The 20810-nt window shown below is 60.8% G+C and carries 17 protein-coding genes; 6 read left to right on the top strand and 11 right to left on the bottom strand.

Annotated elements, in window-relative coordinates:
* Nucleotides 1–104: 104 nt before the first annotated feature.
* Genes AACV02_RS21295 through AACV02_RS21285 form a run of 3 tightly spaced genes read left to right on the top strand, consistent with a single transcriptional unit; the run spans nt 105 to nt 3391 of the window.
* Nucleotides 105–1640 carry a flavin-containing monooxygenase gene (locus AACV02_RS21295; protein WP_119741839.1) on the top strand — a complete coding sequence of 512 codons (1536 nt, stop codon included), beginning with the start codon at nt 105–107 and terminating at the stop codon, nt 1638–1640.
* Nucleotides 1637–2527 carry an SDR family NAD(P)-dependent oxidoreductase gene (locus AACV02_RS21290; RefSeq protein ID WP_119741837.1) on the top strand — a complete coding sequence of 297 codons (891 nt, stop codon included), beginning with the start codon at nt 1637–1639 and terminating at the stop codon, nt 2525–2527. Before AACV02_RS21295 ends, AACV02_RS21290 begins: the two co-directional genes overlap by 4 nt.
* Before the next feature lie 15 nt (nt 2528–2542).
* A complete protein-coding gene (locus tag AACV02_RS21285; protein ID WP_119742797.1) occupies nt 2543–3391 on the top strand; it encodes a metal-dependent hydrolase in 849 nt (282 codons plus the stop codon).
* Here the strand turns inward: AACV02_RS21285 and AACV02_RS21280 are convergent.
* Complete coding sequence (locus tag AACV02_RS21280; RefSeq protein ID WP_119741835.1) at nt 3388–5460, bottom strand: PTS sugar transporter subunit IIC/EAL domain-containing protein; 2073 nt, start codon at nt 5458–5460, stop codon at nt 3388–3390. The genes AACV02_RS21285 and AACV02_RS21280 overlap by 4 nt on opposite strands.
* Nucleotides 5461–5708: 248 nt before the next feature.
* Here AACV02_RS21280 and AACV02_RS21275 point away from each other — a divergent pair, with 248 nt between their 5' ends.
* From AACV02_RS21275 to AACV02_RS21265, 3 genes are all read left to right on the top strand, one after another.
* Nucleotides 5709–7025, top strand: coding sequence for a serine hydrolase domain-containing protein (locus AACV02_RS21275; RefSeq protein WP_119741832.1), 1317 nt, complete (start codon nt 5709–5711; stop codon nt 7023–7025).
* A gap of 121 nt (nt 7026–7146) precedes the next feature.
* Complete coding sequence (locus tag AACV02_RS21270) at nt 7147–7386, top strand: hypothetical protein (RefSeq protein WP_119741830.1); 240 nt, start codon at nt 7147–7149, stop codon at nt 7384–7386.
* Between the two features lie 51 nt (nt 7387–7437).
* Entirely contained in the window at nt 7438–7767 is a 330-nt protein-coding gene (locus AACV02_RS21265; RefSeq protein WP_106577839.1) for a DUF6388 family protein, read from the top strand.
* An 8-nt stretch (nt 7768–7775) separates the two neighbouring features.
* On the opposite strand, the gene AACV02_RS21260 is transcribed toward AACV02_RS21265, so the two are convergent.
* From AACV02_RS21260 to AACV02_RS21215, 10 genes are all read right to left on the bottom strand, one after another.
* Nucleotides 7776–8618, bottom strand: a complete 843-nt coding sequence (locus AACV02_RS21260; protein ID WP_119741828.1) for a serine/threonine-protein kinase — start codon at nt 8616–8618, stop codon at nt 7776–7778.
* Entirely contained in the window at nt 8615–9223 is a 609-nt protein-coding gene (locus AACV02_RS21255; protein ID WP_372239732.1) for a PP2C family protein-serine/threonine phosphatase, read from the bottom strand. The genes AACV02_RS21260 and AACV02_RS21255 overlap by 4 nt, the downstream gene beginning before the upstream one ends.
* A gap of 119 nt (nt 9224–9342) precedes the next feature.
* Nucleotides 9343–12711, bottom strand: a complete 3369-nt coding sequence (tssM, locus tag AACV02_RS21250) for a type VI secretion system membrane subunit TssM (protein ID WP_119741824.1) — start codon at nt 12709–12711, stop codon at nt 9343–9345.
* A gap of 16 nt (nt 12712–12727) precedes the next feature.
* On the bottom strand, nt 12728–13588 hold the full coding sequence (icmH, locus tag AACV02_RS21245; RefSeq protein ID WP_119741822.1) for a type IVB secretion system protein IcmH/DotU: 861 nt from the start codon (nt 13586–13588) through the stop codon (nt 12728–12730).
* 5 nt (nt 13589–13593) lie between these two features.
* Nucleotides 13594–14922, bottom strand: coding sequence for a type VI secretion system baseplate subunit TssK (gene tssK / locus AACV02_RS21240; protein ID WP_119741820.1), 1329 nt, complete (start codon nt 14920–14922; stop codon nt 13594–13596).
* 1 nt (nt 14923) lies between these two features.
* Nucleotides 14924–15409 carry a type VI secretion system lipoprotein TssJ gene (gene tssJ / locus AACV02_RS21235; RefSeq protein ID WP_106577833.1) on the bottom strand — a complete coding sequence of 162 codons (486 nt, stop codon included), beginning with the start codon at nt 15407–15409 and terminating at the stop codon, nt 14924–14926.
* Between the two features lie 5 nt (nt 15410–15414).
* Nucleotides 15415–16605, bottom strand: a complete 1191-nt coding sequence (gene tagH, locus AACV02_RS21230; protein WP_119742795.1) for a type VI secretion system-associated FHA domain protein TagH — start codon at nt 16603–16605, stop codon at nt 15415–15417.
* Nucleotides 16606–16622: 17 nt separating this feature from the next.
* A complete protein-coding gene (locus AACV02_RS21225) occupies nt 16623–16754 on the bottom strand; it encodes a type VI secretion protein (RefSeq protein WP_119741818.1) in 132 nt (43 codons plus the stop codon).
* A gap of 83 nt (nt 16755–16837) precedes the next feature.
* Entirely contained in the window at nt 16838–18370 is a 1533-nt protein-coding gene (locus AACV02_RS21220; RefSeq protein WP_119741816.1) for a sigma-54 interaction domain-containing protein, read from the bottom strand.
* The gene (locus tag AACV02_RS21215; protein WP_119741815.1) at nt 18367–20805 is read right to left on the bottom strand and encodes an AAA family ATPase; all 2439 of its coding nucleotides are present in this window, start codon (nt 20803–20805) and stop codon (nt 18367–18369) included. Before AACV02_RS21215 ends, AACV02_RS21220 begins: the two co-directional genes overlap by 4 nt.
* Between the last annotated feature and the right edge of the window lie 5 nt (nt 20806–20810).

The raw sequence follows: 20810 nt of genomic DNA, 5'->3' as shown, positions 1-20810 counted from the left end.
AAAATCTTTTTTAAAATAATTAATTCAATTTTTCTTTGCAATGGTGTTCTATCTAAAAGACACAACAAAAACAGGAGCACATCGATGCCCACGAGGGACACGCCATGAATGCCCACAGCGATTCAATCGACATCGCCATCATCGGTTCCGGTTTTGCCGGCCTGTGCATGGCGATCAAACTCAAGGAAGCCGGGATCACCGACTTCTTTATCGCCGAGCAGGCCGAGACCCTCGGCGGCACCTGGCGGGACAACCATTACCCAGGCTGCGCCTGCGATGTGCAGTCCCATGTGTACTCGTTTTCGTTTGCGCCCAACCCGGACTGGACGCGGCAGTTCGCACCGCAGGCGGAGATCCGCGTCTACCTTGAACACTGCGCGCAGCGTTTCAAGCTGGCGCCCTACCTGCGCTTCGGCATGGGCCTTGAACGTGCGGTGTTCGATGAACAGCAGCAACGCTGGCAACTGAGCTTCAGCGACGGCCGCAAGGTCAGCGCGCGGGTGCTGGTGTCGGGCATGGGCGGGCTGTCACGCCCGGCGTTGCCGGATATTGCGGGGCTGGACAGCTTCAAGGGCAAGCGCTTCCACTCCCAGCAGTGGGACCACGCGTATTCATTGAAGGGCAAGCGCGTGGCGGTGATCGGCACCGGCGCCAGTGCCATTCAGTTCGTCCCGCAGATCGCGCCGCAGGTGGCGCATCTGGACCTGTTCCAGCGCACGCCGCCGTGGATCATGCCCAAGCCCGACCGCGAAATCTCCCGCGTCGAGCGCTGGGCCTTCAAGCACCTGCCCTTCACTCAACGCCTGGTGCGCGGCGCTTTCTACTGGGCGCTGGAAGGCCGTGTGGTGGGGTTTGCCCTGCACCCGAGGTTGATGAAAATGGTGCAGAAAATCGCCCTGCGCCACCTGCGCAAACAAGTGGCGCGCCCTTCCCTGCGCAAGACCCTCACCCCGGACTACACCATCGGCTGTAAGCGCGTGCTGATCTCCAATGACTATTACCCGGCGCTGTCGCGCAGCAATGTCGAGGTGGTCAGCGACAAGGTGCTGCGCATCGAAGCGGACGGCGTGGTCACGGCGGACGGCATCAAGCACCCGGCCGATTGCCTGATCTTCGGCACCGGTTTCCAGGCCACCGACCCGCTGCCCCGCGATTGCATCATCGGGCGCGACGGCGTCGACCTGATGGATGCCTGGCGCGACGGCGCCCACGCGTACAAGGGCACCACCGTGCCGGGCTATCCCAACCTGTTTTTGATCGTCGGGCCGAACACCGGCCTTGGGCATAACTCGATGATTCTGATGATCGAGGCCCAGGTCACTTACATCCTGGATGCCATTACGCAAATGCAGCGCCAGCGCATTGCCACGGTCGAGGTCAAACCCACGGTGGAACTGGCCTATAACCAGCAACTGCAAGCCCGGCTCAAGCGCACCATCTGGAACACCGGCGGCTGCCAGAGCTGGTACCTCGACCCGCGCACCGGCAAAAACACCACGTTGTGGCCCGGTTCAACCTGGCGTTTCAAACGGGATACCCGGCACTTCGCGCTCAAGGACTATGTCACCGAGCTGTTGCCCACCTCGACACCCCGCCCGGTTTCGGCGCCCCACTCCACCGCAGAAGGCAGCCTGTCATGAAGTCATTCAACGGCCGCGTGGCGGCAATCACTGGCGCGGCGTCCGGCATGGGTCGCGCATTGGCCCTGGCGCTGGCACGCGAAGGCTGCCACCTGGCGCTCGCGGACAAGAACAGCCAGGGTTTGGAACAGACCTTGGCGCTGATCAAGACCTCGACGCTGTCACCGGTGACGATCACCACCCACGTGCTGGACGTGTCCGATCGCCAGGCCATGCACGACTGGGCCGCACGCTGCGTGGCCGACCACGGCCAGGTCAACCTGATTTTCAACAATGCCGGCGTGGCGCTGTCGAGCACCGTCGAAGGTGTGGACTACGCTGACCTGGAGTGGATCATTGGCATCAACTTCTGGGGCGTGGTGCATGGCACCAAGGCGTTTTTGCCGCACCTCAAGGCCAGCGGCGACGGACACGTGGTCAACACCTCCAGCGTGTTCGGCCTGTTTGCCCAGCCCGGCATGAGCGGCTACAACGCGAGCAAGTTTGCGGTGCGCGGCTTTACCGAATCGCTGCGCCAGGAACTCGATCTGCAACGCTGCGGGGTGTCCGCCACCTGTGTACACCCCGGCGGAATCCGTACGGATATCTGCCGCAGCAGCCGCATCGACGCGAACATGACCGGTTTTCTGATCCACAACGAGCAACAGGCCCGCGCCGACTTCGAAAAGCTCTTCATCACCGACGCCGACCAGGCCGCCAAGGTCATCCTGCAGGGCGTGCGCCACAACAAACGCCGCGTGCTGATCGGCCGCGACGCGTATTTCCTCGACCTGCTCGCCCGTTGCCTGCCCGCCGCTTATCAAGCCCTGGTGGTGTTTGCCAGCAAGCGCATGGCGCCCAAACAGCGCACGCCGGTGTTTGAAACCAACGACGAACCTCGTCTCTGAACAGGAGCACCCATGATGCTGCCCATCCGTCGCGATATCCGTTTTGCCTTGCCCGCCGAGCGCATCAAAAACTGGCATGAACAAGGCCCGTTCATCACGCACTTCTTCAACGCACTGTCGCTGTTGTTTCCCCAGGGCGAACTGTTTTTCATGGACAGCGTGCGCCACTACCGCCAGCACATCGACGATCCGGAGTTGAAAAAGGAAATCCAGGGGTTCATCGGCCAGGAAGCCATGCACAGCCGCGAGCACGTGGCCTATAACGACCTGATGCAAGCTGCCGGCCTACCGGCGCACACCCTGGACCGGCGCCTCAAATTCATGCTCGACCTGCAAAAGAAACACCTGCCACCGTCGTTCAACCTGGCGGTGACCATCGCCCTCGAACACTACACGGCAATGCTCGCGGAAATTCTGCTCAGCGACCCCACGCGCTTTGGCGAGTCACTCAAGGGCTACCAACAAATGTGGTACTGGCACGCCCTCGAAGAAACCGAACACAAAGCCGTGGCATTCGATGTGTGGAACACCGTGATCAAACCCGGGCCTGGGCGCTACCTGCTGCGCACCGGCACCATGCTGACCACCACGGTGTTCTTCTGGCTGGTGGTGCTGGATTTCCACCTGCGCCTGCTGATTGCCGACCGCAAGGCCGGAGGGCACGTGAAGGGCTTCTGGCGCATGCTCAAGTTTCTCTACGGGCCCAGGGGCGTGTTCCCGCGCATGCTGCGGCCATGGCTGCACTACTTCAAACCGGGCTTTCACCCCTGGGACCACGACAACCGCGCGCGGCTGGCGCAAATCGACAAGCTGGTCGAAGAAATCGAGCAGACGCAGCGTGAGTTCACCGCCACGCCAGCTTAAACCCGAGTGGCCGCACGCTCGCGCACAAAGCGCTCCAGCTGATCGCCGGGCAGCGCCTTGCTGAAATACCAGCCCTGAACAAACAGCTCGGTGCCGGTATTGAGGAAGGCCAATTGCTCGGCGGTCTCCACGCCTTCGACCACCACCCCCAGGTTCAGCGCCTCGCAAAAACGCAGCATGCCGGTCAGCACACGGGCACCTTGGGGGTCGTGCTGGGCCACCACAAAGCTGCGGTCGATCTTGATGAAGTCCACCGGAAACTGGTGCAGATAGCTCAACGCGGAAAACCCGGTGCCGAAGTCATCGATATAGACCTTGGCGCCCATCGCCTGCAATTTCTGGATCGTCTGGCGCGTGGCCGGAACATCACGCACCAACGCATCTTCGGTGATCTCCACCGACACTTGCCCATGGGCCTGGGCAAGAATTTCCACCAGGCGCTCGCCATAGGCAGCATTCGTCAGGGTGGCACTGGAAATATTGATGGTCATCGGCAGGGCAAAGCCGACTTTCTTCCAATGCTGGTACTGGCGCACGGCCTGGGAGGCCACCCAGACATCCACGTCCGGCATCAACCGCGCCTGCGCCAGCCACTGCAGAAACTCCCACGGCGAGTGCACCGTGCCCTGGCTGTCGCGGGCGCGCATCAGTGCTTCGCAGCCGGTGCACAACCCGGTGCGGGTGGAGACCTGAGGCTGGAATTCGAGGTAGAACTCATAATCGCTGATCTGCTGGATACGGCTCAGTTCGACGGCCTGGCGTGCCAGCGCCCTGTGGGACGCCAGCACCGGGTCCAGCTCCAGCAACCGGCCCTTCTCCTCAAGGCCGCGAAAGGTCATGTCCAGCGACTTGAGGTACACCGTGCTGGCGTCGCTGGACTGACGGTGGATTGCGCGCACATAAGGCGCATACACCAGCGTGCCGATGCCCAGCAGCGCCACCTGCAGCACCACTGCCGCCATGTCGCCGTGGGTACTGAGGTAGGCGTTGAGCAGCACCGGTGCAGTAAACGGTACGCTGGCCACAGCCGGTGATACCCAGCCCAGGTGTACCGCCGTCAGCGCCAGCATGGCGTTGAATGCCGGCACCAGTAAAAACGGAACGAACAAGCGCGGATTGAGAATGATCGGCAAGCCGAACAGCAGCACTTCGCTGACATTAAATAGCGATAACGGCAGACTGGCCATCGCCAGCAGGCGCATGGACTGGCTCCTGGAAAACAGCAGGATCGCCAGTAACAGGCTCAGTGCACCGCCCGACCCACCAATAAACGCGAAACACCCCAGCAGGCCACTGTTGAGCGCGTATTTGATCGGCTCACCTGCCCCCAGCGCGGCGCCATTGAGCAGCACAGCCTGGTCCAGCACATCGAACAGCGGCTGCAGGGCATACACGCCGTGGATGCCAAAAAACCACAGCAGAGAATTCATCAGGGTCACAAACAAGCCGCTGCCATACGGCGATTGCAGCGCATCGAGCACCTGCGGCCCTTGCAGCTGCGCCACGGAAGGTATCTGCAACAGCAACGACAACACCCCCACCAACGACAGCGCAGTGATAGCCCCCGGCACCACCATGTTTATGGTGCCCCGCAGGTTATGGCCCACCAGGTCTTCGTTGACCAGACGCGTCCAGCGAAAGCGATGCAGCCAGGCCACCGCCGGTACATTCAGCAACGGCGAGGCGATGGCGATAAACAGTACAAACGTCGCCGACGCCCGCGGGTAATCGCGCAAGACGAACGTGGCGACCACCACGTGCGCCAGGCACAGGAACGCCACCGGCAATTGTGGCAGGCGATACTGGATCGCCAGCATGTAACCAATGGAGGCGGCCACCAACAGCGGGATTACCGAGCTGATCTGGTTGTGCAGCCCAGACAAAAAGGCCACCACCTGCGGATCAAACCCCAGCACCCTGGCGCATTCAGAAAGAATCAGGAAACCGGCCGACACCAGCAAACACGGCAAAATCCACAACAGGCCTTCACGGATGGCCCGTAACGACTCCGTGCTGGCCAAGGCCGCAAGGCGCTGAGTGAGGAAAAGTTTGAACAGCGTTTTGGCCATGACCCGTCCCTCTGCCCATCGCCCTCTGCCCGTGGTCGGCAGCCTCGATATCCCTTGCAACGCTACACGGCCAGAGACCGGGAGCGAAAGGCTTTTGCCGTGACACCAGCAATTATTCAGAATTAATTTAACCTCCCTGATCCTTGTCGGTCAGGGTGATTAAGCTCATCCTTTGCAGCTTAATTCTCGAACGGACTCGAGCCCAGGCCTTGCTCCGTCCGCTTTATACGACATCAAGGTGCCTGCCGATGCGACCCATCCTGCCGCTGACTTTTGTATTGCTGGTTTTTTCAAGCGTCGCCGTCTACGCCAGCGTTACAGATTTTCCTGACGCCCAGGCCAGTGATCCTGCTCGCCTCAAATGGATGGTCGGCGCCCCACCGCCACCGGACCGCACCGTGCGTTTTGACGATGGCAGCTATTTTCGCTTCCCGGCGATGCGCTGGAGCGTGGCGAACTTTCGCCAACTGATGCCCACGCTCAATGTTCCCCGTGGGCTCGGCGCGCCCTTGCCGCTGCCCCGGCAGCTCGACCCACGAATCGATGCGCTGCCCGTCGTGCCTACCGGCGCCAGCCAACCGCTGACGTGGCGCCAGGCACTGGATGCCACCTACACCGATGGCATTGTGGTATTGCACCGTGGGAACGTCGTGTACGAGCGCTACTTCGGCGTGTTGACGGACGATGGGCAACACGCGGCCATGTCCGTCACCAAATCGGTGATAGGCACACTGGGCGCGATGCTGGTGGCTGACGGCACCCTCGATGCGCGTAGGAAAATCGCCGACTATGTGCCCGAACTGGGCGAGTCCGCGTTTGGCAGCGCCACACTGCGCCAGGTCCTGGACATGACCACGGCCCTGGATTACAGCGAAGACTATGCCGACCCCAACGCGCACGTCTGGGCCCATGCACAGGCCGGCAATCCACTGCCCAAACCCAAGGACTACACCGGGCCGCGGAGTTATTTCGAGTTTCTGCAAACGGTGCGGCAACGCGGTGAACACGGGCAGGCATTTGGCTACAAGACGGTGAATACCGACGTGCTTGGCTGGGTGATCGCACGCGTCACCGGGCGCAACGTCGCGCAACTGCTCAGCGAGCGCATCTGGAGCCGGCTGGGCAGTGAACAGGACGCCTATTTCACCGTGGACTCCATCGGCACACCGTTCGCCGGTGGCGGCTTGAACGCCGGGCTGCGGGACATGGCCCGTTTCGGTGAAATGCTGCGCAATGGCGGCCGCTTCAATGGCGAGCAGATCGTGCCTGAAAGCGTGGTCAAGGATATTCGCCAGGGCGGCGATAAAGAGGCTTTTGCCAAGGCAGGCTATAGTCAACTCAAAGGATGGAGTTATCGTGCCATGTGGTGGGTCAGTCATAACCCCGATGGCGCCTACATGGCCCGCGGCGTCCACGGCCAGAGTATCTACATCGACCCCGCGGCCGAGATGGTGATTGTGCGCTTTGCTTCCCATCCGGTTGCGGCCAATGCCGCGAACGACGGTGTCACCTTGCCGGCCTATGCGGCCCTGGCACGCTACCTGCTCGAAAACCCGGGCACCTGAGCAACATCCATCATCGGGCACCATGATCTGCGCCAAGTCATGAGCCTCCCTCAAAATGTACTATCGGCGTGTTTTGGCTCCCGTAGGAAAAGGAGCCCGACATCAAGGAGAACTGTTCAAGATGCAATACAAGCTGTCCCACAACCTGCGTCCACTGATGTTCAACGCCCTGCTGTGGGTATTGGGCGTCACCTTGCTGTTCATGGCCAGAAATGTGATCGAGCGCCTCACCGGGCCCGTCGAAGAAACCTGGCTGGACTTGGATCTGGCGGTAATGCTGGGTGCCTACGTGTTATTTTTCCTGCTTGAGCCGATACGAAATCGCCTAAGCCGCCGCTTACGCAAATACCTGCGACGCTGAACACCTCACCACAGGCCCGCTACCGGCGCCCGAGCCCCCAGGAGTTTTACCTTGTCCCAACCCGGCGATAACCACCAGCGCGCCCTGGACAGATTCTTGACCGAACATCCAGAGGTGGCCACGCAGCTGGACACCCTGAACCCGCTGGCTGCTCAAGCCAAGCGCGAAACCCTGGAGCAGTATCGCGCCGAACGCCTGCATGAAGCCTTCGAAGCCGAAGCTGAACGACAGAACCTGTTTGCCTGGGAGCTGACACTCAAGTTGACGGCCGATTCACCCGAGGCCTTCGAAGCCCAGCGCCTTGAAGTGCACAAGGAAGTCGCACAAATGGCCGGGTTGAGCTGGGCCGACTACTGCCAACTGCATGGCCTGGCCCATTGAGTATTGGGTTACAGCCACCCGCGTCGAGGCTGGCTGGCTATCGCTTCGCGTAACTCGGCGACGCTCAGCTCTCGACGTTCAGGGTCAACCGCCAGGGCCGAGCGCAAGGCTGGCCAGCAGCGCTTGGGCAGTTGCCGAGGCCGAACCAAGGTGTGCATGGGCTGACGCCCATCCAGGCGTTGGCCATCGGCCAGCTCGTACACTACGCAGGCCACGCCATACAGGTCGGCGGCGGCGCTCAGCGCCCCGCCGGCGAGTAATTCCGGGGCAACGTACGCGGGGGTCCACGCGTTAAAACGGTCGCGATTCAAACTCGGCAACCCCGCCGCCCCCGGCACCTGCGCATGGCCCAGGCCGAAATCGAACAACCGCACACCTTCTTCGCTGACCATGACATTGGCAGGCTTGATATCGCCGTGCAGTACGTTTTGCTGATGGATGTAAACCAATGCATCCAAAAGCTGTAAGACCATCGGTTGCAGTTCTCGCCAGGGCAACCCAGTGGGGCACTCGGGCAGCAGCCGGTCCAGCGTGATGCCATGCATCAGTTCCATCGTGAAAAACGCGGCCTGGCTGGTTGTATCAACCTCGAACGAAAATGCCCGCACCACACCGTCGTGGCGCAGGCTGCGGGTCAGGGAAAACTCGCTGTACAACAGCACATGCGCGTCCGGGCACTCAGACACAGTCTCGCCCAGCAGCTTGATTGCCACGCTGGAGCAGGACGCGCCAAATTGCTCGTGCAACAAGTCACGAGCGCGATAAACCACGCCCATCCCGCCCCTGCCCAACTCGCGTTCGAGGTGATAACGCCCGGCGAGTAGGCCGGGCGCCATTGATGTGTCATTCATGGCTGTACCACCACGGCGGTCAAATCATCCCGCGCGGGCCTGCGCAATACCGTCGCAAATAAACATTCCAGCACCTGCTGCGGCGTTCCCACGCTCAACGCAAGTCCCAGGTCTGCGTGACTGAGCGCCTGATACAACCCATCGCTGGCCAGCAGAAATACGTCCCCTGGCCGGGTGCTGAGTTCCAGCACCTCAAGTTGCAGCGGCGTTCGTGCACCGATGGCCCGGGTCAATGCCCTGGCCTCCGGGTGGGCTCGAGCTTGCGCCACACTCAATTGGCGCTCATCCATGAGGCGCTGCTGCAGTGAATGATCACGCGATAATTGGTAAAGCCTTTGTTCGCGCCACAGATAACATCGACTGTCCCCTGCCCACACACAGGCGGCGCGCCCCTGCTCGAGCAGCAATGCCACCACCGTACTGCCCATCGTGACACCATCGCGCGCGTCAGACCGGTTACCCGCCTTCGCCAACTGTTGGCTGACCTGTTGCAAACGTTGCCGAGCCGCGTTGACGCGCTGATTAAGGTCACCTGTGGCAGACAATGAAGCGAGACTGCGGACCACCCATTGGCTAGCCACATCACCGCCCTGGTGACCGCCCATGCCATCCGCCACGGCCCAACAGCCATGTCGCGAACCGTCCAGGAATGCATCTTCGTTACGCGGCCGGGCCTGCCCCTGCTGTGTGCGCCCGGCACTGCGCCACTCAATAGGCGGGTTGCTCACAGTTGCTCAGGCAGACGGAAAGTGCGCCACGCCTCCATGTCAAACGGGCTGGGCGTACGCTGACTGGTCAGCAAGTAATTGGCCCGCAGCCCGGCAAGGTCGGCCTTGAATATCAGCGCATGCCTGCCGGTCGCCGGCTCTCGCTGCATCAAGTCAAAAAACCTGAACAACGACCAGGCGCCGGTATCTTTCTCGATACCCAGGGGGCGTTGCTCCGTGCCCCGTTCCAATACCAGGCTGCTGCGACCGTTGTCGGCCTCCATCGGCCAGTCAAACACCATGGGCACGATGGGACCATGGCGGTATTCCAGCTGCTTATCGCCAAAGCGCAGGGTCGCCCGACTGACCGACTGATCCAGGCTGTAGGGCGCCACGGTAAATCGAACCGACACCTCACCCTGTGGCTCAGTGAAAAACACCTGGCGGATAACCTCGGCTTTCGTCAGTTGATCCAGCACCGAACGCGAAACCGGCAAGCCATTGCCATCCAGACCACGCAACCTGTAACGGTTGCCGTCAACGCTGACGAAAGGCCGCAGGTAGTTTTCATAAAAGCGCGCCATGACGCCCTGGGGTTTGAAGAACTCTTGAAAATCATTAAGGGCAACATCGCTGCTCGCATGAGCATCGAACGGGTAACGCTGGCGGATCGCCTTGGCATACAGCCCATACACTTCACTGTGATAGCGCTGATTGACGTGCGCATAGGCCCCGTCCAACAGGTGACGCCAGCTGTTGTCTGCCATCCCTTCAAACCAGCCTGCGAGCGGCAGCGGTAACCGTGCAGCGGCGTCACGCAGAGTGCCGAGCACATCCTGCTGCCCCTCCATTCTCCGCTTTACCCGTTGAAAAGCTGCCTGCTCGGGCGAGCTCTCGCGGTTGAGCGCAGCCAGTTGCAGGTGCAGCTCGTCGAGCAGGCGCAATGCCTGCGTCAACTCGACGCCCGGGTTGTGCTGCTCGTCGAGCAACTGGTGCAGTGGCTCAAAGCGTCGTTGCAACGCTCGGCGGGCAGAGTCTGGAAGGACCGCTTTCGCCCCTTCAGCCACGGCCGTCTGAGCGATTACCCCCAACGCTCCCGTCTGAACGGGTACGTTGGCCAAAGCGTCATGACCGGGCAGCAAACGCGTGTTTTCTCGCAACAGCAGCAACAATTGCATCAGCGGCGACTGCGCAGACGTCAAGCCCGCGAGCTGTTCGGCATCCTGCCTCAAACTGTCACTGCGTTGCAGGCTGACGCGGCCAAGGGCGGCACTCCAGGTATCGGCATATTCGCTGAAATAGCGCTGCTGCAGCTCAATCATCAGCCGCCGCAAGTCCATGGCACTGAGGTCGGCGCCCTCCCCCAATACCCAGTTGTCCTGCGCGATGGCATTCACCAGCCGCGGCCCCTGTGCCTCGAAGTACTGCCAATACCTTTTGGTGTAAAACCCGGGAATAGGCGGATCAATACCCGCGAATACCCTGCCCTCGGCAAGCCGCAAAGGCTCGAGGTTGCGTGATTGCTCGCGCAACACCCGGTAAACCACATCTGCCAGGGACTCACCCCGCAACTCTTCGCGAGCCTTCGCCACGAGGGCTTCATCGAGCGACGCAGTGAACGGTTGCTCAAGCAGCCGCGCCAAGTGTTCATTCAGGCGTTTGTGCAGCGACGCATCACCTGGATAACGCGCAGACCAATGGTCTGCCATATGCTGCGCCAGCCATCCGGTATCCCGGCGCTCGCGCAGATTGAGCATCAGGTAGGCGCGCAGGTTTTCCAGCAGTCGCTCACGATTGCCAAGGCTGGTGCGTACTTGCTCCTCAAGCACTACCGTTAGCCGGTCCAGCAACAGCTGCTGCACGGCCAACTGATACGCGTGGGTCAAGGGTGGACGGCTCAATTCACCCTGATAAAGGCCGGCGCGCTCGACAAACCGCGCGTCTTCTGTTGCAGGGAAAACCTGCGTTGCCGCCCAGCGGGCATCCAACAGCGCCAGCAGTGTGAGGGTGTCGTCAGGACTCTGCATAGCGGGTGCGGGTTGCATCGCCAGTGCAGCCACTTGCGCCAGGCGCTGCTGATTGACGGTGTAGCTGTGCGTCCACAGCCAGCCTGCGCTCCCGAGAACCAGCACAACGGCCATGGCCAGTAACCCCTGGCGCAAATGGATGCGCCGTTGCTCCGGGGTCTGCAGACCGGCGAGGTCTGCCTCGGCAAAGATCACCCGACTGAACAGGCCCTGCACGAAATGACTGTGCCTGTCGCCGGCGCAGGTCAGATAGAAACCCCGCAACCCGCTGATGCGCTGATAACGATGCGCGGAAAAAGCCGACTCCACGAACAGGCACAACCGCTCGCCGAGTTGGGCCGCCTGCTGGGGGAAGTCGAGCATAGGGCCACGGCGCTCGACATTGCGCTCCTGATGCAATCGTGTGATCAGTTCACCGCTTAAACGCTGTAGCAGCTCGTCGAACGCACGGCGCACCTGTGCGATGTCAACGCCGCCCTTGCCAACATCGAGTGGCTGGCCAAGCACGCTTTCTGCCTCTTCTCCCTGAGGCGCATCAAAGAACTCGGCAAACCCCGGCACGCGGTCAGCCTGGGTCAACACCAGATAGATGGGAACGTCCACGTGCAACGTTTGCTGAACCTCTTGCAGGCGTGAGTGCACTTGGCGAGCCTGCAGGTCCAGATCATGCTCATTACGGCCCAACAATGTTTCAACCGACAAGGCCACCACCACGCCATTAAGCGGGCGCACTCGGCGCCGCTGCCTGAGCAGACGCAACAGCATTGACCAGCCGGCGGCGTCTAGCGTGCTGTCAGGTTGCGTCAGGTAACGACCGGGGGTATCGATAAGTACACCTTCGCCAGCGAAATGCCATTCAGCATGAGCCGTGCCTGCCACCGCCATTGTGTCTACGCGATCAAATGGCAGCTGTAAGCCCGCCGCCGCCAACAGCCGCGTCTTGCCACTGCCCTGCTCGCCGATCAACAGGTACCAGGGCAAGTTATTACGCCATCGCTGATTGTGCCCTGCGTACCGCGGCGAGGTTTTCAAGCGGTGGACGGCCTCTTTGAAGCGACCGCGTACCTGTCGCTGTTCGTCCTCAACCCATCCCAGTTGCTCATGGCGTGCCAGGCGTTCAGGTCTCTTGAGCTCAGCTGCCCGGCGTATCCCGACAAGGACCATCGCCAGCCCCCACAGCAGAAACAACACGCTGATAGTGACCAGGCGAGCACTCGCGCCTTGCCAGAAGCGGTGATCATCCACGGCCAGCAGCGGACCGAAACACCACACCAACACCGCGCAGGAAAGTACCAGCAACAAGCTCCAGACCCAAATCGTGCCCAGCACGGTGCGCGCGCTCTTGAAGAATGCGTTCATTCATTGCTCCCAGCGTTTACAAGGGCGTCTGAGTCAGTTCCGACGCCGAAAATTGAAAGGGTTGCAGCGCCCGCGTGGCTTCTTCACCCAGCCGCCAGGCAAATCCTGTGTACATCGCCAACAAACAGGCCAGGGTAAAGACTGCGACCCAAGCCACCGGGATGACGGGTAATCGTTTACGTCGCGCACGCCCTGCTCGCGTGGGCTGCAAAGGCGCCGACAGTGGCTCGCCTCGCACGTGCCTGATCTGTCGGTACAAGGCATCGCGCACGGCTTCAAGTTGGCTGACACCTCGCTCCATGATTCGGTATTTGCCTTCGAACCCGATGGAGAGGCACAGGTACATCAGCTCCAGTATCGCCAGGTGCTTGACCGGGTCGCGGGACAGCCGCTCCAACAGTTGGAAGACCTTCTCCCCACCGAAGGTTTCGTTGTGAAAGCGGCTCAACAGGCTCATCTTCGACCAGTCACTGCGGCTGCCCCACGCCGTGGTCACCACGGCTTCATCGACGAGGCTGCACAACACATAACGTGCCGACATCACCTGGCTGCTCTCGACACCACTGTGCAAGGCGCGGGCTTCAAACTGAGTGATCGCCAATACCATCCTGTCGTTGACCGTGCCCAAGCTTTCGCGGCCAGAGGCGCTCTTGATCTGAACCACTTGCGACAACAACGCCCATGCGGCCTCAACGAGAGGGTTGAACCCCATCTTGAAGCGCGGGGTACCTCGCTCATGGGCGGCGTAGATCATTCGATCTTCCAACTGCTCAAAGCGCGGCGGCGCAGGGAAATCCGTTATCGGGCCGTTTCCCGGCCCACGGCCCTGATGGTCGAGCAAAACAGTCTTTTCATCCTGCAGGTATTCACTGTCCATTGTGTTCAGTTCCTGATGGCCCAGAAGTTGAGTTCGAGCGCTGTAAATTCACCGCCTACATGGAAGGCGAAACCACCCGACTGCTCCAGCTGCGTGATGTCGCGGGCACTCAGATCAAGCATGAAATAGGTTTTGCCGGCATGAAACGGAATCTGCCGTGGCGCCACAGGCAATGGCTTGACCTTGATTCCCGCCAAGTGCAAGTTGACCAGCTCGCGTATGCGCTCCACCGGCCCGACCTTCAAATGCGAAGGCAGGCGATGGCGCAATTCCTCCGAATCACACTGAGCAGTGGCCGCCAGAATAAACGTCGCAGTGCCGAGCAATTTCAGGTCGCTCACCGGGCATACCAACACCCCGTATTGGCGTTGCTGCAGCGTCAACTCGATGGCGTGTTGCTCAAGCACCATTGACAGCACGCCACGCACGCCCTCCATCAACCCGCGAAAACTTTCTCCCTGGTCGTCATGTCGATAACGCACATCCAGGTGCGCACGTTTGCTGTCGTTGGCGAACGTAGATAACTCACCGAACAGCGACAGTAATGCCAGGAACAAAGCTTGCGGGCGCACGTGGGTCTGGCTCAGCCAGTGACGCAATTCCAACTCGGTGCGATTGATCAATTGCAGCATCAGAAAGTCGCCGATTTCCGTGCCTGCGGCGGTGCCTTCACCCCGAATACGTGCTGCAATGGCATCCCCGCGACTGGAGAGCAGGCTGATCACTTCCTTGAGGCACGACGGCAAGTACCCGTGACCCTGCAGAAAAATGAAGGAGGGAATGAAGTCGGTGTCCAGGCTCACGCCGCCTTCATCGGTCGACTCCAGCACCTGGGCAATCTTGAGTTTGACGAAACTCTGCTCGCTCGGAGGGTCGCCCAGCAACAGACGCAGGTCAGGACGCGCGCAACTGATGTGACACCGGGAGTCGACACCGGCATTCGAATCCCCCACCTCGATGTCACACGCCAGATAGCGAGCCAGGACGTCGGTCTGCTGCTGGCGGCGAACTTCGGTCTGATTGCCGGTATCCAGCGGCAGCGCGAGATAAATCGCCTGTTTGCCGGCGTTGGCGGGCACCTGCAAGACCAGCGGTTCCATCGTCCCGCCCAACTCGAACAGACTACCGTCCGGCAATACGCCACTGGCCTGGTTGACCACCACCTTGCCGAAATTGAGGTATTGCAAATCGACTTCCAGCGTCAGAAACCCCCACGCATCAGCCCCCAGCAAGCGCGTCCGATTGAGCTGCTGGTGGTAATAGCGATCGTTGTGCTGCAGATGCTGCGGCCGTAACAGCATGCCTTCCTGCCAGATGACTTTATGAACCTGCATATCATTCGGACTCCTGGCCATGCATGGACGAAGAAACGCGGATACCCGTCTGGTCCAGCACAAGATCGGCACGGGTTAACTGCTGCGGGGTAATGGGCACGACCCACCGCCATTGAACATGGGGCAGATCTCGATACGCCGCCAGCACGCCCAAGAAACGCGTGCCTGGTTCGAGCCCGAGCTTGAGCGCCAGCCGCTCACCCGGGCGCAGTTCAAGTTCCTCACTGCGCAGCCAGTCCTTGGGCAGCGATTGCTCGGCATTGCTGTACAGACTGAAGAAGTCGGCATTCTCAAATGCCACGGCGTGCCGCAACTCGATCAAGTGCACTACCACCGGAGATGGCCTGCCGTGAAGGTCGGGGTTGACTTGCTCACTGGCGGCCAGCGCCATGTCCAGCTTGGTCAAGGTAGAAAACGGCGACACGCTGCTGCAGCCGGCCAACAGGCCGAGCAAAAGCAGCGTGGTTGCAAGCGCGGCTCGAGACATAATGTTCATCCTGGATAATCGACGTGCAAGGTTGAGATCAAGCGAACCTGCTCTTCGTAAGCCTTGGCGAAGTCACTGCCTGGCAGACGATCGGTGAACTGCTCATCCTCGAGCAAACGCTGGTAGTGACGCTGATAAGCCCGCCAATACCCACCGTCGGTGAAAAATCGGCGCCGTTGCCCCTGGTATTCGAAGCATGTCAGCAGATGACCCGGGGCAAAGGCGCTGCGCGTAGTGCGCAGTGCATTGCGGCAGGCCGCCAGCAACGCAACCTGATGAACTTGCATATCCCGGTGGGCCTGGGTGATGGCGTGTTCGGCCGGCAACTGGCCAAGATCCTCCGTGCCTAGCAGCATCGCCATTACAGCGTCGGTTTCGACGCTGTCTCTAAGAGGGCTCCGGCGCCTTTGCAGCGTCTCGAAAAGCGGCAGATTCATCTCGTTTTTGAGCTCTTCACAAGTCCGCAGACTTTGTTGCAGCCCCTCTACCTCCATACGCAGCAGGCGCGCTGCTCTGATCGCCAACGCCTCGTGACCCGTCGCATCAAGGGTTTCCAGGCTAATACCCAGTGCTGTCGCAAACTGCTCCCAAAAAACGTCGCTGCCTGCTGCAGGCATCGCGTCGGAGCGAATCGGGACGGTTTCCTGAGCGTGTACAGCTCGCCTGGGTAACGCCAGATGATCCCTGTTGGTTACCCGATCGTCGGCCCACGGACCCGACGTGTCGCTCCCATCTGCCAATGCCTCCAGGTCCTGCGACGTGGTCTGACGCTGCTGCTCGACATCGAGCGCTTGAATAGGGTCCAACGCCAGGTATGCATCATCGGGAATCAGTCCTGTGTTGGCGTCCCATTGCTCACCGCAAGGCTGCATCAACGCCACCAGTTTCGCCCGAATCAACAAGGTTCCCAGTTGAAAAACGTCGCCGTCACTGATCAATCGCGCCTGCCCCTTGCGCAGACGTTCGGCGCTGCCGGCTACGCCGATACCGTTGCTGCTGATATCCGTCAACAGGTATTGGCCCTCACGATAGGCGACCAAACCATGGTGACTGGAGAGCAGACGGCTGGCGTCCGGAATCACCCAGTCACACCCGGCACCACGACCGATCACGCCGCCTGCAGCGGAAAAAAGCCTGCGCGCCGTGGGTGCGCGGCTTCCGTCCTCGGTATCCAAAAGCTCAAGCATAAGTTGCATGATCAGCCTCTCCCCTTTCACTGGCCACGAGTGATCGCCTTGGGCTCACCCAGCGAGCGGTAATCAGCGTCGTCAAACACGTAATTGGCGCTGCAGCCACTCAGCAGACACAACACAAGCACAACGGCTTGCCACGGACGATCAGGCATCAGGTTTCTCCTACTGAGATAAGGTTGCCCAGCTCGGTTCGGCACAGGCGTCGGTCAGGCATGGCAATGCAGAAAAGCAACATTCAGCCCTCGCCTCTGGCATCGTCGAAAGGAATGTTCAGGCGCGCGAGACGATAGAGCAGCGTGCGCCGAGCAACTCCCAGTTCACGGGCAGTGCGGGTTCGATTGCCCCGGTTCTTGTGCAGGCAATCAATCAGAAATACGCGTTCCACCCGCTCCATCCGCTGGCGTAGCGTCACATCAACGGCGTCGGTTGCATCCGAGGCCAGTGGTAACGACAAATGCGCCGGCAGAATCACACCGTCGTCACACAGCAGCACTGCGCGCTCCACCAGACACTTGAGCTCGCGGACATTGCCGGGAAAGCCGTGGCTCGACAGTTGATCGAGGGCCGTATTGGACCAGTCGACAGGCGCCCGACCCAGCGCGGCACACGCCTTGTCGGCAAAGTGCCGCGCCAGCTGCAACACATCGCCATCGCGTTCACGCAAGGCAGGCAGTTGAATGGGGAACTGTGCAATCCGGTAATAGAGGTCTTCACGAAAACTGCCTTGCGCCACCATCGCAGCGAGGTCGCGGTGGGTCGCGGCGATGATGCGCACGTCAACCTTGTGCGCGACGCTGGCGCCCAACGGGCGGATCTCGCCCTCCTGCAATACCCGCAGCAACTTGGCCTGCAATGACAGCGGCATGTCGCCGATTTCATCCAGCAGCAAGGTACCGCCATGCGCGGCGTCGAACAGCCCCGCATAGTTGCGCTCGGCACCGGTGAATGCACCTTTGCGGTAGCCAAACAGTTCGCTTTCGAGCAAACCTTCTGGAAACGCAGCGCAATTTTGCACCACGAAAGGCTGCGCACTGCGTGGCCCGGCCGTGTGAATCGCCCGCGCCACGACCTCTTTACCGGTGCCGGTCTCGCCACGCAACAGCACCGTATAAGGGGTCTGCAGGACTTTGCCGATCAGGTGGCAAGTTTCTTCCATCGCGGTGCTGTTGCCGATCAAGCCATAGGCCCCCGCGGTCGACACACCGCGCGATGAACGGCTAATGACTGACGCAGGTTGCATGCGACGCAACATAAGCAGTTGGTTCACGGCGAAACCGCCAAGTTGCCCCAGCGAGGGCGCGTAACCCATTAGTGGCGTCGCCCGCCAGCTCGCGCACAGGAGTACACCTGTGACCGCATTGGTGCGGTTGAACAGCGGAACACACAACAGTGCCCGCCAAGGTGCCTGCGTCGCTGGCAAAAAGCCGCTGTCATAGAGGCTGCTTCCCACGTCATCGAGGCCCAGGCAACAACGCTTTCTCAGGACGTAGTGCAACAGCTGCTGGTTTTGCACCACCGGACGTGAAGTCGGTTCGCCGCCCGGCAGCGCCTCAGACAAATGTTGAGCAATAAGCTCGAATTGGTCGGTCACTTCATCAACCAGATACAGCTGAGCGAGCTCACACTGGCTCAGGTGCGCAGCGCTCACAGCACATAGGCCTGGCAACGTCGTCGGGTCATTTTCCTGGCTTACGCGCATGAAGCCGTCCAGCAAGGCTGCGGCATACACCAGCGGTTCGGCCACTTGGGTGAACAGATCGTTCGTCATTGGCCGAACTCACAGCTTGGCAGGCCATTGGCATCCAACCCTGCATGCACCCACGACAATGCTTCATCCGTGGCCATGGCACTCAGAACGCGATCAACCATTTGCGGCAGCAAGTAGCGCTCGATCCATTGATCGATGTACCGCGCACCACTGTCACGGTTGGCGCAGCGCTCGGCCATGTGCGCGATCAACTCAGCTGAACACGTCAGGGCCAACTTGCGCCGATGCAACCGCTCACCGAGGCGCGCCAGTTTGAGCCTTACCACCTCATGCAGGACCGGACCGACAATCGGGTAATACGGCACGACACGCATCCGGGCCAACAGCGCCGGTTTGAAGTGGCTACGTAACACGGGCTGTATAGCATCCTGCAACACCTGGGCCTCAGGCCGCCGACCGGTTTCACAGAGCGCGTTGATGCAGTCGCTGCCAAGGTTGGAAGTCATCAGGATCAGCGTGTTGCGAAAATCTATTTCTCTGCCTTCGCCATCGTTGGCGCGGCCCTTGTCAAAGACCTGGTAAAACAGGTTCAACACCTCGGGGTCGGCTTTCTCGACCTCGTCGAGCAGTACCACTGAATAAGGCCGTTGGCGCACAGCCTCGGTCAGAACTCCACCTTCGCCATAACCGACGTAGCCCGGTGGCGCACCGATCAAACGGGACAGTGCGTGCTTCTCCTGGTATTCCGACATATTGATGGTGGTTACGAATCGCTCACCGCCATACAAAAGCTGCGCCAATGCCAATGCTGTTTCGGTTTTGCCGACGCCACTGGGGCCCACCAGCAGAAACACACCCACCGGCGCATCCGCGTTGTTCAGGCCCGCAGCAACCGCTCGCAAGGCACGATCAAGCACCTGCACGGCATGCTCCTGCCCCAGGATGCGCGTGCGCAGGGCAGCGGCAAGACTCAATACCTTTGCGTTGGGCTCAAGCGCCAACTGCTCAACCGGAATTCCGGTCCAGGCACTGACGACCTCGGCGATCAAACGCGGGCACACCTCAAGTTTGTCCGATGACTGGCCAGCCTGTTGAATCCGCTGCTGCTCCAATACCTGACATTCCTGCTCGATGGCGTCCAAGCGTCGGCTCAGCGCTTGCAGTGCTTGAGCGTCCACCGGCAGTCCCGCCTCGGCGTCCCGGCTTAACGCCTCATGTTGCCGCCTGCCTTCAGCCCGTTCCGTGTGCAGGTTCTGCAGCGCCTCCGGGGGCATTGCCTGACGCGTGCGCACTCGTGCGCAGGCGGTGTCCAGCACATCCACGGCCTTGTCTGGCAGCTGGCGGCCCGCCAGATAACGAGCGCTCAGGTGTGCCGCCGCTACGACGGCATCATCGCGGACGTAGACACCATGGCTTGCCTCATAAACCGGAACCAGGCCGCGCAGGATCGACACGGCTTCCTCGACGCTCGGCTCACCGACCAGCACTGGCTGGAAACGCCGCGCCAACGCCGGGTCTTTCTCGATGTATTGCTTGTATTCCGACCAGGTGGTGGCCGCAATGGTGCGCAGAGCGCCTCGAGCCAACGCAGGCTTAAGCAGATTGGCCGCGTCAGTACCGCCTGCCGGGCCTCCCGCGCCGACCAGCGTATGGGCTTCGTCGATAAACAGGATCACGGCCTGCGGCGAGGCGTTGACTTCATCAATCACGCCTTTAAGCCGTCGCTCGAACTCGCCCTTGAGGCTGGCACCCGCTTGCAGGAGCCCCATGTCCAGGGTCAGTACGCGAACCGCCTTGAGGGCATCGGGCACCTGCGCAGCGACAATTTTCAGCGCAAGGCCTTCGACAATCGCGGTTTTTCCTACCCCGGCCTCCCCGACCAGGATCGGGTTGTTCTTGCGGCGTCGCACAAGAATGTCAATCAGTTGCCGAATTTCCCCGTCGCGACACAGCACCGGATCAATCAGGCCTTCACGTGCCTGACCTGTGAGGTCATGCGTAAAACGCTGCAACAACGATTCTGTCGCCAACGGCTCGGTCTCAGGTGCCTGGCTCGCGAGAAAATCCCGTACACGCTCTGCATCCAGGCGGCCCAACACGGCCTGATAGCCAGCACCGGTGTACTCCAGCGGATGACGCAACAGCGCCAGCAGCAGGGCGCCCTCATCCACAGAGCGTTGCCCCAGCTCGAGATGGGCAACCATCAACGCTTGTTGCAACCAATGCACCAGCGCCTGAGAGAAGACCGGATTGCGGGTTGCGCTTTGCTCACTTCTTGGCTGCAACGTTGCTTGCAGCGCGCTCATCGGCACGTCAGCGTCGGCCAAGGCCTTGGCCAGCAGCCCGCCGGGCTGCTCAAGCAAGGCAAGCAGCAAGTCTTCGACGAGCACTTCACGGCCACCGCGGGTTACACAGCGTTCCGAAGAGCGCTCCAGGTCGCGACGTACCGGGGGTGTCAGTGTGCGTATAAGCTGTTGCAGGTCCACATTGATCATAATCA

Source organism: Pseudomonas sp. Larv2_ips (assembly GCF_963879675.1).
In the GTDB taxonomy this organism is placed as follows: domain Bacteria; phylum Pseudomonadota; class Gammaproteobacteria; order Pseudomonadales; family Pseudomonadaceae; genus Aquipseudomonas.
The sequence above is the reverse complement of the archived record's forward strand: the minus strand, read 5'-3'. Positions and strand labels throughout refer to the sequence as shown.

What these genes read in the sequence shown, in the direction of transcription:
- AACV02_RS21295 (WP_119741839.1), top strand. Translation starts at nt 105, where the DNA reads ATGAATGCCCACAGCGATTCAATCGACATCGCCATCATCGGTTCCGGT.
- AACV02_RS21290 (WP_119741837.1), top strand. Translation starts at nt 1,637, where the DNA reads ATGAAGTCATTCAACGGCCGCGTGGCGGCAATCACTGGCGCGGCGTCC.
- AACV02_RS21285 (WP_119742797.1), top strand. Translation starts at nt 2,543, where the DNA reads ATGCTGCCCATCCGTCGCGATATCCGTTTTGCCTTGCCCGCCGAGCGC.
- AACV02_RS21280 (WP_119741835.1), bottom strand. Translation starts at nt 5,460, where the DNA reads ATGGCCAAAACGCTGTTCAAACTTTTCCTCACTCAGCGCCTTGCGGCC.
- AACV02_RS21275 (WP_119741832.1), top strand. Translation starts at nt 5,709, where the DNA reads ATGCGACCCATCCTGCCGCTGACTTTTGTATTGCTGGTTTTTTCAAGC.
- AACV02_RS21270 (WP_119741830.1), top strand. Translation starts at nt 7,147, where the DNA reads ATGCAATACAAGCTGTCCCACAACCTGCGTCCACTGATGTTCAACGCC.
- AACV02_RS21260 (WP_119741828.1), bottom strand. Translation starts at nt 8,618, where the DNA reads ATGAATGACACATCAATGGCGCCCGGCCTACTCGCCGGGCGTTATCAC.
- AACV02_RS21255 (WP_372239732.1), bottom strand. Translation starts at nt 9,223, where the DNA reads ATGGGCGGTCACCAGGGCGGTGATGTGGCTAGCCAATGGGTGGTCCGC.
- tssM (WP_119741824.1), bottom strand. Translation starts at nt 12,711, where the DNA reads ATGAACGCATTCTTCAAGAGCGCGCGCACCGTGCTGGGCACGATTTGG.
- icmH (WP_119741822.1), bottom strand. Translation starts at nt 13,588, where the DNA reads ATGGACAGTGAATACCTGCAGGATGAAAAGACTGTTTTGCTCGACCAT.
- tssK (WP_119741820.1), bottom strand. Translation starts at nt 14,922, where the DNA reads ATGCAGGTTCATAAAGTCATCTGGCAGGAAGGCATGCTGTTACGGCCG.
- tssJ (WP_106577833.1), bottom strand. Translation starts at nt 15,409, where the DNA reads ATGTCTCGAGCCGCGCTTGCAACCACGCTGCTTTTGCTCGGCCTGTTG.
- tagH (WP_119742795.1), bottom strand. Translation starts at nt 16,605, where the DNA reads ATGCAACTTATGCTTGAGCTTTTGGATACCGAGGACGGAAGCCGCGCA.
- AACV02_RS21225 (WP_119741818.1), bottom strand. Translation starts at nt 16,754, where the DNA reads ATGCCTGATCGTCCGTGGCAAGCCGTTGTGCTTGTGTTGTGTCTGCTG.
- AACV02_RS21220 (WP_119741816.1), bottom strand. Translation starts at nt 18,370, where the DNA reads ATGACGAACGATCTGTTCACCCAAGTGGCCGAACCGCTGGTGTATGCC.
- AACV02_RS21215 (WP_119741815.1), bottom strand. Translation starts at nt 20,805, where the DNA reads ATGATCAATGTGGACCTGCAACAGCTTATACGCACACTGACACCCCCG.